The sequence below is a fragment of the Bradyrhizobium iriomotense genome, assembly GCF_030160715.1.
Classification (GTDB): domain Bacteria; phylum Pseudomonadota; class Alphaproteobacteria; order Rhizobiales; family Xanthobacteraceae; genus Bradyrhizobium; species Bradyrhizobium iriomotense.
Genome location: NZ_BSOW01000062.1, coordinates 15,001 through 27,733, shown reverse-complemented (window position 1 = coordinate 27,733; position 12,733 = coordinate 15,001). Strand labels below are relative to the sequence as shown.

The following is a 12,733-nucleotide window of genomic DNA, read 5'->3' as shown; positions in this document are numbered from 1 at the left end:
CCCGTCCTCCGCAGCTGCCAGGCCGTCCTTGACGGCCGCGAGCACGGTGTCACGCTAGACCAGTACGGGCGATCACACGTTCTTATGGTTGCTACGAACGAAGGTCTGCAATGCACCGGCCCATAGGCGGTTGAAATTCCCGCCGCCCTGTTCCATGAAGCTATTTAACCGGCCAGTCCATCCTAGGGAGAGACGAGAATGAAGCTTGTTCGTTATGGTGAAAAGGGTGCAGAAAAGCCCGGGCTGATCGACAAATCCGGCCAGCTGCGCGACCTCTCGGCCCATGTGAAGGACCTGACCGGCGAGGCCTATTCGCCGGAGTCCCTGAAGAAGCTCGCCGCCCTCGATCCGGCCTCGCTGCCGGCGGTCTCGGGCAAGCCGCGGTTCGGCGCCCCCGTCACCGGGATCTCGAAATTCGTCGCGATCGGCCTCAACTACAGCGATCACGCCAAGGAGACCGGCGCGGCGATCCCGACCGAGCCGATCATCTTCATGAAGGCCAACACCGCCCTTTCCGGTCCGAACGATCCGGTCGAGAAGCCGCGCGGCTCGACCAAGCTCGACTGGGAAGTCGAGATCGCCGCGATCATTGGCACCCGCGCCAAATACGTCTCGGAGGCCGATGCGCTGAACCACGTCGCCGGCTATTGCGTCTGCAACGACGTCTCCGAGCGCAACTTCCAGACCGAGCGCCTGGGTCAGTGGACCAAGGGCAAGTCGCACGACACGTTCGGTCCGCTCGGACCGTGGCTCGCCACCAAGGACGAGATCAAGGACGTGCAGAACCTGCCGATGTGGCTCGACGTCAACGGCCAGCGCCGCCAGACCGGCTCGACCGCGACCATGATCTTCTCCATGGCCAAGTGCATCTCCTACGTCTCGCAGTTCATGACGCTGCTGCCCGGCGACATCATCACGACGGGCACGCCGCCCGGCGTCGGCATGGGCATGAAGCCGCCGACCTATCTCAATGTCGGCGACGTCATCACGCTCGGCATCGAAGGCCTCGGCGAGCAGCGCCAGGAGATCGTTGCGGCATAGTCGTCAATCATGACCGCCGCCACATCGTCATTGCGAGGAGCGAAGCGACGAAGCAATCCAGATTCTTTCTACGGAGACAGTCTGGATTGCTTCGCTCGCAATGACGGAAATCAACTGCCCGATTTTCCGTAAGGCATCACAATGAAACTCACCTTCTCCGCCGCCTCGCCTTTCGCGCGCAAGGTGCGCATTGCCGCGATCGAGCTTGGGCTCGTCGACAAAATCGAGTTCGTGCCCGCGACCGTCGCGCCGGGGCAGGCGAACGAGGATTATTCGCGGATCACGCCGCTGAAGAAGCTGCCGGTGCTGATCACGGACAATGGCGAGGTGATCCTCGATTCCTACGTCATCGTCGAATATCTCAACGAGCTCGCCGGCGGCAATCTGATCCCGGACTACGGTCCGCGCCGCTGGTCGGCCAAGACCGATCATTCGCTGATCAACGGCATGCTCGATTCCATGCTGCTGTGCCGCTACGAGAGGATGGTGCGGCCGCAGGGCCTGCAATGGCAGGCTTGGTCGGACGACCACTGGAACCGGGCCTGGACCGGCATGGCGCGGTTCGAGAACCGCCCCGAAGTCCTGAACGGTCCGTTCGACATCTCGCAGATCGGCCTCGTTTGCGTGCTCGGCTATGCCGACTTCCGCTTCGCCGATTGCGGTTGGCGCAAGGCCTATCCGAAGCTCGACGCTTTCCATCAGAAGATGCTGGAGCGGCCCTCCGTGAAGATCTCGGTGCCGCCGTCGGCTTAGGACCGGGACGGGGGGAGAAGAACGATGAGCGATAGATTCCCCCGCCTCAGCATTCTCGGCGCGGGCCTCGTGCTCGCGTTGACCGTCTCAGCCACTTCCGTGCAAGCCGACGGCATGGCGCCCGGACAACAAAACAGCGCCTGCGGATCGCCATCGTCAATCGACGACGGTTGGATGACTGCGTCGCCCGACAGCGTCGGCATGGATGGCGCGCGACTCTGCGGCATCGCCGCACGCCTCGATCAACGCGCGACCTCCGTCCATTCGGTCGTCGTCGCACGCCACGGCAAGCTCGTCTTCGAACAGTATTTGCCCGGCTATGACCAGCCCTGGGGGCAACCGGAAGGCCAGCAGGAATTCACCACGACGACGAAGCACGACATGCGTTCGGCATCGAAGAGCATCGTGTCGCTGCTCGTCGGCATCGCGATCGATCGCAGGCTGATCGTAGGCGTCGACGAGCCCGTGCTCAATTTCTTCCCCGACCATCAGGCGGTGAAGCAGGCGGGCTGGGAGGCCATCACGCTGCGCCATCTGCTGACGATGTCGTCGGGAATGAAGTGGGACGAGGCGCGGGCCTGGACCGATCCGAAGAATGACGAGCCGCATCTCACCTTTGAAGCCGATCCGATCGGCTATGTGCTCGCAAAGCCGATCGCCGCGCCGCCGGACACGCTGTGGACCTATAATGGCGGCGGAACTGAACTGCTCGGCAACATCTCGAACGCGTCTCGGGTAAGCCGCTGGAGGCATTTGCGCGCGAGGCGCTGTTCCAGCCGCTCGGCATCACCGATGTCGAGTGGAAAGCCTATAAGAACGGCAAGATCGCAGCGGCCGCAGGCCTGCGCTTGCGACCGCGCGATGCGGCCAAGATCGGCCAGCTCGTGCTCGATCGCGGGCAGTGGAACGGGCAACAGATCGTCTCGGCGGAATGGATCGCGCAATCGATCACGCCGCGCTTCCAGGCGGTCGGCTATTTCGGCGGTACGCTGTTCTACGGCTATCAATGGTGGATGGGCCGCTCGCTCGCCGGCGACAAGGAGATCAAATGGATCGGCGCCTTCGGCTGGGGCGGCCAGCGCATCTTCATCGTGCCCGAGCTTGATCTCGTGATGATGACGACCGCCGCGCAATACGGCCAGCCCAAGGAAGGCCTGGCCGCGATCGACATCCTGTCCAACATCGTCATTCCATCCGTGCGCGATGCGCGCTGATTTTAGGGGAAACGAGCATGAGCCTCACATTTTCGGTCGGTGATCTCACCATCCATCGCGTCATCGAGCAGGAAATCAGCTTCGTTCCTGCGCTGGACATGCTGCCCGGACTCACGGCCGAGGTGCTGGCCGAGAACCGGGCGTGGATGCGCGAGGCCAGGGCGCTGGATGACCAGGACGTTCTGATGCTGTGCTTCCAGTCCTATGTGGTGAAGACGCCGCATCACACGATCCTGATCGACAGCTGCATCGGCAACGACAAGCAGCGCCCGCTACGGCCGGCTTGGCACATGAAGACCGACGGCACGTATATGCGCGCGCTCAACGCTGCCGGTGTCTCACTTGGCGACATCGACTTCGTGATGTGCACGCATCTGCATGTCGATCACGTCGGCTGGAATACGCGATTGGAGAACGGGCGCTGGGTGCCGACCTTCCCCAAGGCGCGCTATCTGTTTGCGAAGCAGGAGTTCGACTACTGGTCCGAGCAGAATGCGAAGGCAGAGGTGCCGCCCTTCGCCGACAGTGTGTTGCCGGTGGTCGAGGCGAAGCGCCACGAGCTCGTCGGCAACGATCACCAGATCGGCGATCACGTCCGCATCCTGCCGACACCCGGCCACACGCCCGGCCACGTCGCGTTCACGATGGGGCGCGGCAAGGACGACGTCGTGTTCTCCGGCGACCTCATGCACTCGCCGCTCCAGACGCTCTATCCGGAACTGTCGATCAAGTTCGACGTCGACCAGGCGCAGGCGGCGAAAACGCGACGCAGCTTCCTGGAGCGCTATTGCGACACCGACACACTGTGCTGCACGGCGCATTTCCCCTCGCCGTCCAGCGGCAAGATCCGGCGCAAGGGCAACGCCTTCGTCTGCGCGGCGGTGTGACGACCTTTTTTCACCTCTCCCCGCTTGCGGGGAGAGGTCGGATTGCGAAGCAATCCGGGTGAGGGGGAGCCTCCGCGAGTCGAACTCTCACCGAGATCGTGGATGCAGCCCCTCACCCCGACCCTCTCCCCCGTAAAAACGGGGAGAGGGAGAAGAAGGCACCTCAATCAAACAAGCTCGGCGTGTGGTTGACCAGCGCGCCTTCGATCTCGAGCATTTTCAGCTTCGTCACCACGCCGCCATTGGCGGAGAAGCCACCGGGCTTGTTGCCGGCAGCCAGCACGCGGTGGCAGGGCACGACGATCGGGCACGGGTTGCGGCCGAGCGCCTGGCCGACATCGCGCGACAATTCGACACCGCCGAGGCGCTTGGCGATATCGCCGTAGGTCATGGTCTTGCCGGGCGGAATGGTGCGGGCGATCTCGTAGACGCCGCGGTTGAAGTCGGGAACGCCGTCGAGATCGAGCGGAATGTCGGTGAGATCGTCCGGCTCCCCCGCGAGCAGCTTGACGATGCGATCGATCGCCTGCCTCACATCGGCCGTCGGCTCGGCCTCGCTGGCATCAGCATGGCGCTGGTGGATACGGGTACGGATCTTGTCCTCGCCGCCCATCGGCAGTTGCACGCCGTTGATGCCGCGCGGGCCCCAGGCGATGGCACACAGGCCGATTTTGGTCTGGAACAGGACGAAATGCTGGTCCATCATGGCTTGCTTCCTCGTCGCAGGCCCCCGTTGTGATCTTCCCGTGAAATGTAGGCTTGGAAATAGTTGCGATCCACCCGGTTTCCGGGAATCTTGCACAGGAGTTCCTGCCCCCTGTCGAGAGCCTCCATGCAGAGCCTCCACGTCAACGGATATGACATGCCCTATCTCGACGTGGGCAAAGCCAAGGCGGGACCGCCGCTGGTTTGCGTGCACGGTTCGCTCAACGACTTCCGGGTCTGGGGTTGCGTGCTCGGACCGCTGTCGCAGCGGCACCGGCTGATCTGCGTCAGCCTGCGGCACTTCTTCCCCGCGCAGTGGGACGGCCGCAGTGACACTTATTCGATCAGCCAGCATGTCGACGACGTCATCGCCTTCATCGAGAAGCTCGATACCGGCCCGATCGACCTGATGGGCCATTCCCGTGGCGGGCACATCTGCTTTCGCGTCGCTCAAATGCGGCCGGATCTGTTGCGCCGCCTGATCCTCGCCGAGCCCGGCGGCGAGCTCGATGCCAGCCTTGATCCGGACTACAAGGGCGGCCCCTCGCCGCTGCTCGCACGTTTCACGGCCTCCGCGGAGAAGATCGCGGCAGGCGACGTCGATGGTGGCCTCGCCGTTTTCGTGGATACGCTGGAGGGAGCGGGGACCTGGCCTCGGTTGCCGGCGATGGTGAAGCAGAACTTGCGCGACAATGCGTACACGCTGATCGGCCAGGTGAGGGACAATCGCCCGCCGTTCTCGAAGGCCGATGCGGAGTCGATTCTGATGCCGACGCTGTTCATCCTCGGCGGCCGGACGAAAGGCCTGCTGCCGAAGGTGCTGCATGCGCTTGCGGCACACGTCCCCTACTCCAGGACCGCGGTCATCGAGAACACGACGCATCCGATGTTCGAGCAGGCGCCGCAAAAATATTCCGAAGTCGTGCTGGATTTTCTGGCGAGCTGAGCATGCAGACTGTTCCCGTCAACGGATACGACATGGCCTATCTCGAGGTGGGAGAAGGCCCGCCGCTGGTCTGCGTGCACGGCACGCTCGGCGATTTCCGGACCTGGTATTCGGTGCTCGGCCCGCTCTCGAGAAAGCATCGCGTGATCGCGGTCAGCCTGCGGCATTTCTTTCCAGAAGCCTGGAACGGCGCCGGTGAGGACTACAAGATGGCGCAGCATGTCGCCGACGTGATCGGCTTCATCGAGCAGATCGGGCGCGCGCCGGTCGACCTGATGGGGCATTCGCGCGGCGGGCACATCGCGTTTCGCGTGGCGCAGGCGCGGCCCGACCTGTTGCGCAAACTGGTGCTGGCCGAGCCCGGCGGCGATCTCGACGCAAGCCTGCCGCTTCCGGCGGGCACGCCCGCGCATCCGCCGCTCGCAGCGCGCACGGCGCGCTCGGTCGAGATGATCCATGCCGGCGACATAGAGGGCGCGCTCCGGAATTTCTATGAGGGCATCGAGGGCGACGGCACCTGGCGGCGCGTGCCGGCGGCCGCAAAACAGCAACTGCGCGACAACGTCGTCACCTTCCTCGGCCAGCTCGACGAGCAGCGCAAGCCCTACACGCTGGCCGATGCGCAGGCGATCAGGACACCGACGCTGCTGATCGGCGGCGGCGCGACGACCGGCAGCCTGTCGGTGATCTGGCGCGTGCTGGCCGAGCACATCGCCGGCGCGAAGACGGCGGTGATCCCCGATGCCGGCCACTGGATGTTCGAGCGGGCACCGCAGGAGTATGGCGCGGTGGTGAGCGAGTTTCTGGCGGGGTAGCTTCCTCCTGCGCCTCTCACCGTTCCCGCGGAGACTCCCCCTCACCCCACCTCACAGCGCGAGCGAAGCTCGTCGCGGCCCCGAAAGGACAATTGATGAAATCCCGCCTCACGCTCCTCCACGCTTTGCTTCTGCTCGGCCTCGTCAGCGCCACGGCACATGCCGCCGCCGACGAGAAGCTGAAGGCCGCGGCCGAGCAGGAAAAGGCGCCGCTGATCGAGACGCTGCACGACATGGTGATGATCGAGAGCGGCAGCGGCGATGTCGAGGGGCTCGCGAAGATGGCGGACTTCACGGAAGGACGACTGAAGGCGCTGGGTGCGACGACGCGGCGGCAGAAGACCACGGCAGGCGCCGGCGCCGACATCGTCGTCGGCACGTTCGAGGGCACGGGCACGCGCAAGCTCATGCTGATCGCGCATATGGACACGGTCTACCTGCGCGGCATCCTCGCGACCGAGCCCTGGCATGTCGACGGCACCCGCATCTATGGTCCCGGCATTGCCGACGACAAGGGCGGCATCGCCGTCGTTCTGCATGCGCTGAAACTCCTGAAGGAGGCCGGCTGGCGCGATTACGGAAAGCTCACGGTCTCCTTCAATCCGGACGAAGAGGTCGGCTCGATCGGATCTGGCGAATTCATTTCGGAGCTCGCCGACCAGCACGACGTAGTGCTGTCCTGCGAGCCGACGGGCGCGGAGCACGAATCGCTCCGGCTTGGGGCGAGCGGCACGGCGACCGCCACGATGGAGGTCACGGGGCGTGCATCGCATGCCGGCGGGGCGCCGGATCGCGGGCGCAACGCACTGATCGAGCTCTCTCATCAATTGCTGCAAACCAGGGATGTCGCCAAGTCGATTCCCGGCACGCAGTTGAACTGGACTACATCGCAGGCCGGTACCGTGCGCAACCAGATCCCCGAGAAGGCCGTGGCCGTCGGCGACATCCGCCTCACCATTCCGGATGGCATCGAGAAGCTTCAGGCCGCGCTCGACGACAGGATCAAGACCAAGCTCGTGCCGGACACCGAGACGGTCGTGAAGATCGCGCCTGGTCGCCCCGCTTTCCGGGCCGGCGAGCGCGGCCACGCAATGGCGGAAGAGGGCCAGGCGATCTACGCCGAGATCGGCCGCAAGCTTGACATCGTCGCGATGACGGGCGGCGCCACCGACGCGGGCTATGCCAATCGCAGCGGCAAGGCCGTCGTCGTCGAGAGCTTCGGTCTCGCGGGCTTCGGCGCCCATGCGCGCGACGAGTACATCGACACCAACTCGATCGTGCCGCGGCTCTATCTGATGACGCGCATGCTGATCGAGCAGGGCAAGAAGAAGTAGGCAACGCCTCTTGGTGGCGGCGCGGTCGCAGTGCTAGGCTCGTCCGCAAGCGCGCGATAACCGCCTTCAAAGACGCGAAAGGACAATCGATGAAATCCCGCCTCACGCCCCTCCATGCTGTGCTCCTGCTCGGCCTCGCCAGCGCCACGGCACATGCCGCCGCCGACGAGAAACTGAAGGCCGCGGCCGAGCAGGAAAAGGCCCCGCTGATCGAGACATTGCACGACATGGTGATGATCGAGAGCGGCAGCAGCGACGTCGAGGGGCTCGCGAAGATGGCGGACTTCACCGAAGCGCGCCTGAAAGCACTGGGCGCCACGACGCGGCGGCAGAAGACCACGGCGGGCGCCGGCGCCGATATCGTGGTCGGCACGTTTACGGGCACCGGCACCCGCAAGCTGATGCTGATCGCGCACATGGACACGGTCTATCAGCGCGGCATTCTCGCGACCGAGCCGTACCATGTCGACGGCACGAAGATCTTCGGGCCCGGCATTGCCGACGACAAGGGCGGCATCGCCGTGGTCCTGCACGCGCTCAAGATTCTGAAAGACACTGGCTGGCGCGACTACGCCACGCTGACGGTCTCCCTCAATCCGGACGAAGAGGTCGGCTCGATCGGCTCGGGCGAGTTCATCTCGGAGCTTGCCGACCAGCACGACGTGGTGCTGTCGTGCGAGCCGACGGCCTCCTCGCCGCCGGCGCAGAACGATTCCCTGCTGCTGGGCGCGAGCGGCACCGCGACCGGGATAATGAAGGTGAAGGGACGCGCATCGCACGTCGGCGCGGCGCCGGAGCGCGGCCGCAACGCGCTGATCGAGCTTTCGCACCAGTTGCTGCAAACCCAGGATATCGCGAAGTCCATCCCGGGCACGCAGCTCAGCTGGACGACGGCGAAGGCCGGCACCGTGCGCAACCAGATTCCCGAGGATGCCGAGGCCGGCGCCGATATCCGCCTTACCGTTTCCGACGGCGTTGCCAAGCTCAAGGCCGCGCTCGACGAGAAGGTGAAGAACAAGCTCGTACCCGATACCGAGACGACGGTGACGATCGTGCCGGGACGCCCGCCTTTCGTCGCCAGCGACCGCGGCCGCGCACTCGCGCAGGAGGGACAGGCGATCTATGCCGAGATCGATCGCAAGCTCGATATTGCGGAGATGACGGGCGGCGCGACCGACGCCGGCTACGCGAACCGCAGCGGCAAGGCCGTCGTGGTCGAAAGCTTTGGTCTCGCCGGCTTCGGCTATCACGCCCGCGATGAATTCATCGACACCAACTCGATCGTGCCGCGGCTCTATCTGATGACGCGCACGCTGATCGAGCAGGGGAAGAAGAAGTAGGGCGCCTCTTCACCTCGCCCCGCTTGCGGGGAGAGGTCGGATTCGATCTCAGATCGAATTCGGGTGAGGGAAATCTCCAGGAATCATCTACCACCGCCCTTGTGGTAGCTCCCCCTCTCCCCGCAAGTGGGCCGAGGGAGGTCAGCAGCGGGATTAGCGGGAGCGCGTGGATGGCCGGGACACCCCCGGCCAGGACGAAACAATCGTAATTCCAATTACTTAAATAAGTCGCGCAGCCCTGGCGTCCCTCGCTTGACGCCCCTGACCTCCCGCAGTAATTTCGCATACGGAATTCCGTATTCCGCGAGGAGCCGCCGGCGTGATCCCGCTCGACCCGCTGCCCAATCTGATCGACCAAGTCTATGCGCGTATCCTGGAAGCGATCACGGATCGCACCTTGCAGCCGGGCCAGCGCATCCGGCAGAACGAGCTCGCCGACAGGCTCGGCGTGTCGCGCCAGCCGGTGTCGCATGCGCTGCATCTGTTGCATCGTCAGGGACTCGTGGCCGAGAGCGGCCGGCGCGGATTCGAAGTCACGCAGCTCGATCCCACGCGCATCCGCCAGCTCTACGAGGTGCGCAGCGCCATCGATGCGCTGGAGGCGCGGCTTGCGGCTGAGCGGATCGCGAGCGACGCCGCGGGGCGCGAGCGGCTTGCGGCGGCGCTGCGGGCCGGCCGCGCCATCAATCGCAAGACGCCGTTGAACGAGCTGATCGCACTCGATGTCGAGTTTCACCGCGCGATCTATCACCTCGCCGGCAATCCCGTGATCGAGGAGACAATTGCGCCGCAATGGCCGCATATGCGCCGCTCGATGGCAACCGTGCTGTCCGAGCTCGACTATCGCGAGAGCGCCTGGGCCGAGCATGCGACGATTGCCGGACATATTCTCGCCGGTGAAGCCAAAGCCGCCGAGCACGCCGCGCTGGCGCATGCGCAGACGGCCGGACGAATGACCGAGGAGAGACTGAGGGCGACGGAAGAGGCGGCGTAACCGCAAACGCCGTCATTCCGGGGCACGCGAAGCGTGAACCCGGAATCCATCAAGCGTCAGGCAACGCGGATGAATAGATGCTCAGATGCGCAATTGCGCATCATAGCTCGCGACTTCGTCGCGCCCCGGCATGACAAAAACAAACTACAGGAGGACGACCCATGAAACTGTCCGAAGCACAACTGGAGTTCTTCCACCGCGAGGGCTGGCTGTTCCTCCCCGAGCTGTTCAACCAGGAGGAGGTCGACTTCCTCGCGCGCGAGGCGGTCGGCATCTACGACGCCAACCGGCCGGAGGTCTGGCGCGAGAAGAGCGGCGCGCCGCGCACGGCCTTTGCCGCACATCTTTATAACGAAGCCTTCGGTGTGCTGGGCCGGCATCCGCGCATGATCGAGCCGGTCGAGCAGGTGTTCGGCGAGCCCGTCTACATGCACCAGTTCAAGATCAACGCGAAATCGGCTTTCACCGGCGATGTCTGGCAGTGGCACCAGGACTACGGCACCTGGAAGCGCGACGACGGCATGCCCGAGCCGCGCGCGATGAATATCGCGATCTTCCTCGACGAGGTGATGCCGATCAACGGTCCCCTGATGCTGGTGCCGCGCAGCCAGAATGCCGGCGACCTGGAGGCCTCGCACGACCTTGCGACCACCTCCTATCCGCTGTGGACGCTGGACGAAAAGACGGTGACGCGGCTGGTCAAGCAGGGCGGCATCGTCGCGCCGACCGGCAAGGGAGGCGGCATGCTGATGTTCCACGGCAATCTCGTGCACGGTTCCAGTGGCAACATCACGCCCTACCCGCGCAAGATCGTGTACCTGACACTGAACGCGGTCTCGAACTACATCCGAACCCCGACGCGCCCGGAGTACATCGCGCATCGCGATTTCGCGCCGATCAAGACGGTCGACGACGACGCACTGCTGCGGCTGGCACGCGCGCCGCGGCAGGCGGCGGAGTAGAGGGCTCTCGTGCCCCGGACGCGACGCAGCGCCAGAAGCGCGTTTACGCGCGTCTGCGACGCGCTATGGCGGTGTGTCGCAGAGCCGGGGCCCACGCCGCACGGAATCCTTCCTCCTGGGTCCCGGCTCTGCAGTGCAGCGTTACACGCTGCACTGCGTCCGGGACACGATACCTACCGGATGTAACATGAACCTCTTCTCCCTCCTCCAGGCCCGCGCCGCCGCAGGCAAACCGGTGCGCGTGGCGCTGATCGGCGCCGGCAAGTTCGGCTCGATGTTCCTGTCGCAGGTGCCGCATGTGCCGGGGCTGGAGGTGCCCGTCATCGTCGATCTCGATCGCGACCGCGCGCGCGAGGCCTGCCGGACCGTGGGCTGGGATGCGGAGCGCATCGCGGCGACCAGTTTCACCGATGACGGCGTGCGCGCCATCAATGGTCCGATCGACGTCGTGGTCGAGGCCACGGGCAATCCCGCCGTCGGCATCCGCCACGCGCGCGCGGCGATTGCGGCCGGCAAGCATATCGTGATGGTCAATGTCGAGGCCGACGTGCTGGCGGGCCCGCTGCTTGCGCAGGAAGCGCGCAAGGCCGGCGTCGTCTACTCGCTCGCCTATGGCGACCAGCCGGCGTTGACGGCCGAGATGGTCGACTGGGCGCGCGCCACCGGCTTTCGCGTGGTCGCGGCCGGCAAGGGCACGAAATACCTGCCGGCCTATCACGACGTGACGCCGGATGGCGTCTGGCAGCATTACGGCCTCACCGCGGGCGAAGCGCAGTCCGCCGGAATGAATCCGCAGATGTTCAACTCCTTCCTCGACGGCACCAAGTCGGCGATCGAGATGGCGGCGATCGCCAATGCCTGCACGCTCGACGTGCCCACGGATGGCCTGCTGTTCCCCCCCTGCGGCGTCGATGATCTGCCGCACATCATGCGGCCGCGCGACAAAGGCGGCGTGCTGGAGCGATCCGGCGTGGTGGAGGTGGTGTCCTCGATCGAGCGCGACGGCCGGCCGGTGTTTCGCGACCTGCGCTGGGGTGTCTATGTCGTGCTGGAGGCGCCGAACGACTACGCCGCCGATTGCTTCAGGCAATACGGCCTGAAGACCGACGCGAGCGGACGTTATGCTGCGATGTACAAGCCCTATCATCTGATCGGGCTGGAGCTGAACATATCGATCCTATCGGCCGCGCTGCGAGGCGAACCCACGGGTCAGGCGACAGGCTTCCGCGGCGATGTCGCGGCCGTGGCAAAACGCAATCTTCGCGCAGGCGAGATGCTTGACGGGGAAGGCGGCTACACGGTGTGGGGCCGACTGATGCCGGCGGCAAGCAGCCTGAAGATCGGCGCGTTGCCGATCGGCCTCGCCCACAGGGTCAGGCTGAGACAAGACGTCGCGCATGGCGCGGTGGTGCGCTGGAGCGACGTCGAATTCGACGCCAATAGCGAGACGGTCGGCGCCCGCAAGGCCATGGAAGCTGCGTTCGCAGCGCAGCATTGATCAACCACACGGCGAACGGCTCATGGCGGCGGCCTTGATTTGCCGTCCCCCTTTCGTCATCCTGAATGCGATCCGAACCTCAAGAGATTTCGGACAACAAGAAGCGTCGGCTGCCGGCGAAAAACAAGCGACAACAAGATCGCGTCCCTCGTCGAGCGCTCGACAACAACAGAGGGGAAACGCATGGAACGTCGTAAGTTTCTGACGGCAGGCGGTCTTGGCCTTGCCGCGAGTGCGATTGCTG

12 protein-coding genes and 1 pseudogene (1 of these 13 cut by a window edge) are annotated in these 12,733 nt (G+C 64.9%); 12 read left to right on the top strand and 1 reads right to left on the bottom strand.

Translation table 11 applies throughout. The features are described from left to right. The first annotated feature begins 198 nt into the window (after nucleotides 1–198). From QQL28_RS43880 to QQL28_RS43860, 4 genes and pseudogenes are all read left to right on the top strand, one after another. The gene (locus QQL28_RS43880; RefSeq protein WP_284275924.1) at nucleotides 199–1,041 is read left to right on the top strand and encodes a fumarylacetoacetate hydrolase family protein; all 843 of its coding nucleotides are present in this window, start codon (nucleotides 199–201) and stop codon (nucleotides 1,039–1,041) included. 141 nt (nucleotides 1,042–1,182) lie between these two features. Then, nucleotides 1,183–1,794, top strand: a complete 612-nt coding sequence (locus QQL28_RS43875) for a glutathione S-transferase family protein (protein ID WP_284275922.1) — start codon at nucleotides 1,183–1,185, stop codon at nucleotides 1,792–1,794. A gap of 24 nt (nucleotides 1,795–1,818) precedes the next feature. Beyond that, nucleotides 1,819–3,008: pseudogene (locus tag QQL28_RS46405) on the top strand (serine hydrolase domain-containing protein). Between the two features lie 17 nt (nucleotides 3,009–3,025). Further along, the gene (locus QQL28_RS43860) at nucleotides 3,026–3,895 is read left to right on the top strand and encodes an MBL fold metallo-hydrolase (protein ID WP_284275920.1); all 870 of its coding nucleotides are present in this window, start codon (nucleotides 3,026–3,028) and stop codon (nucleotides 3,893–3,895) included. Between the two features lie 163 nt (nucleotides 3,896–4,058). Here the strand turns inward: QQL28_RS43860 and QQL28_RS43855 are convergent, their stop codons facing one another. Continuing rightward, the gene (locus QQL28_RS43855; protein WP_284275919.1) at nucleotides 4,059–4,601 is read right to left on the bottom strand and encodes a methylated-DNA--[protein]-cysteine S-methyltransferase; all 543 of its coding nucleotides are present in this window, start codon (nucleotides 4,599–4,601) and stop codon (nucleotides 4,059–4,061) included. Between the two features lie 126 nt (nucleotides 4,602–4,727). Here QQL28_RS43855 and QQL28_RS43850 point away from each other — a divergent pair, with 126 nt between their 5' ends. The 8 genes from QQL28_RS43850 to QQL28_RS43815 all read left to right on the top strand — a co-directional run. Continuing rightward, nucleotides 4,728–5,546, top strand: a complete 819-nt coding sequence (locus QQL28_RS43850) for an alpha/beta fold hydrolase (RefSeq protein ID WP_284275918.1) — start codon at nucleotides 4,728–4,730, stop codon at nucleotides 5,544–5,546. A gap of 2 nt (nucleotides 5,547–5,548) precedes the next feature. Continuing rightward, complete coding sequence (locus tag QQL28_RS43845; RefSeq protein WP_284275917.1) at nucleotides 5,549–6,361, top strand: alpha/beta fold hydrolase; 813 nt, start codon at nucleotides 5,549–5,551, stop codon at nucleotides 6,359–6,361. Nucleotides 6,362–6,456: 95 nt separating this feature from the next. After that, on the top strand, nucleotides 6,457–7,695 hold the full coding sequence (locus QQL28_RS43840) for a M20/M25/M40 family metallo-hydrolase (protein ID WP_284275916.1): 1,239 nt from the start codon (nucleotides 6,457–6,459) through the stop codon (nucleotides 7,693–7,695). A gap of 89 nt (nucleotides 7,696–7,784) precedes the next feature. After that, nucleotides 7,785–9,035 (top strand): M20/M25/M40 family metallo-hydrolase, encoded by a 1,251-nt coding sequence (locus tag QQL28_RS43835; protein WP_284275914.1) that lies wholly within the window; start codon nucleotides 7,785–7,787, stop codon nucleotides 9,033–9,035. Between the two features lie 319 nt (nucleotides 9,036–9,354). Further along, complete coding sequence (locus QQL28_RS43830; protein WP_284275912.1) at nucleotides 9,355–10,029, top strand: GntR family transcriptional regulator; 675 nt, start codon at nucleotides 9,355–9,357, stop codon at nucleotides 10,027–10,029. A 161-nt stretch (nucleotides 10,030–10,190) separates the two neighbouring features. After that, nucleotides 10,191–10,991, top strand: a complete 801-nt coding sequence (locus tag QQL28_RS43825; protein WP_284275911.1) for a phytanoyl-CoA dioxygenase family protein — start codon at nucleotides 10,191–10,193, stop codon at nucleotides 10,989–10,991. Between the two features lie 187 nt (nucleotides 10,992–11,178). Then, nucleotides 11,179–12,489: an NAD(P)H-dependent oxidoreductase gene (locus tag QQL28_RS43820; RefSeq protein WP_284275910.1), complete on the top strand. Its 1,311-nt coding sequence runs from the start codon at nucleotides 11,179–11,181 to the stop codon at nucleotides 12,487–12,489. Between the two features lie 183 nt (nucleotides 12,490–12,672). After that, nucleotides 12,673–12,733 carry the 5' end (the start) of a TRAP transporter substrate-binding protein gene (locus tag QQL28_RS43815; RefSeq protein ID WP_284275908.1) on the top strand. 1,028 nt of this gene lie beyond the right edge of the window, so the window shows 61 of its 1,089 coding nt (coding positions 1–61); the start codon lies at nucleotides 12,673–12,675; the stop codon falls past the right edge of the window.

Excerpts from the sequence above, each read along its gene's own strand:
- QQL28_RS43880 (WP_284275924.1), top strand. The coding sequence starts at position 199 with ATGAAGCTTGTTCGTTATGGTGAAAAGGGTGCAGAAAAGCCCGGGCTG.
- QQL28_RS43875 (WP_284275922.1), top strand. The coding sequence starts at position 1,183 with ATGAAACTCACCTTCTCCGCCGCCTCGCCTTTCGCGCGCAAGGTGCGC.
- QQL28_RS43860 (WP_284275920.1), top strand. The coding sequence starts at position 3,026 with ATGAGCCTCACATTTTCGGTCGGTGATCTCACCATCCATCGCGTCATC.
- QQL28_RS43855 (WP_284275919.1), bottom strand. The coding sequence starts at position 4,601 with ATGATGGACCAGCATTTCGTCCTGTTCCAGACCAAAATCGGCCTGTGT.
- QQL28_RS43850 (WP_284275918.1), top strand. The coding sequence starts at position 4,728 with ATGCAGAGCCTCCACGTCAACGGATATGACATGCCCTATCTCGACGTG.
- QQL28_RS43845 (WP_284275917.1), top strand. The coding sequence starts at position 5,549 with ATGCAGACTGTTCCCGTCAACGGATACGACATGGCCTATCTCGAGGTG.
- QQL28_RS43840 (WP_284275916.1), top strand. The coding sequence starts at position 6,457 with ATGAAATCCCGCCTCACGCTCCTCCACGCTTTGCTTCTGCTCGGCCTC.
- QQL28_RS43835 (WP_284275914.1), top strand. The coding sequence starts at position 7,785 with ATGAAATCCCGCCTCACGCCCCTCCATGCTGTGCTCCTGCTCGGCCTC.
- QQL28_RS43825 (WP_284275911.1), top strand. The coding sequence starts at position 10,191 with ATGAAACTGTCCGAAGCACAACTGGAGTTCTTCCACCGCGAGGGCTGG.
- QQL28_RS43820 (WP_284275910.1), top strand. The coding sequence starts at position 11,179 with ATGAACCTCTTCTCCCTCCTCCAGGCCCGCGCCGCCGCAGGCAAACCG.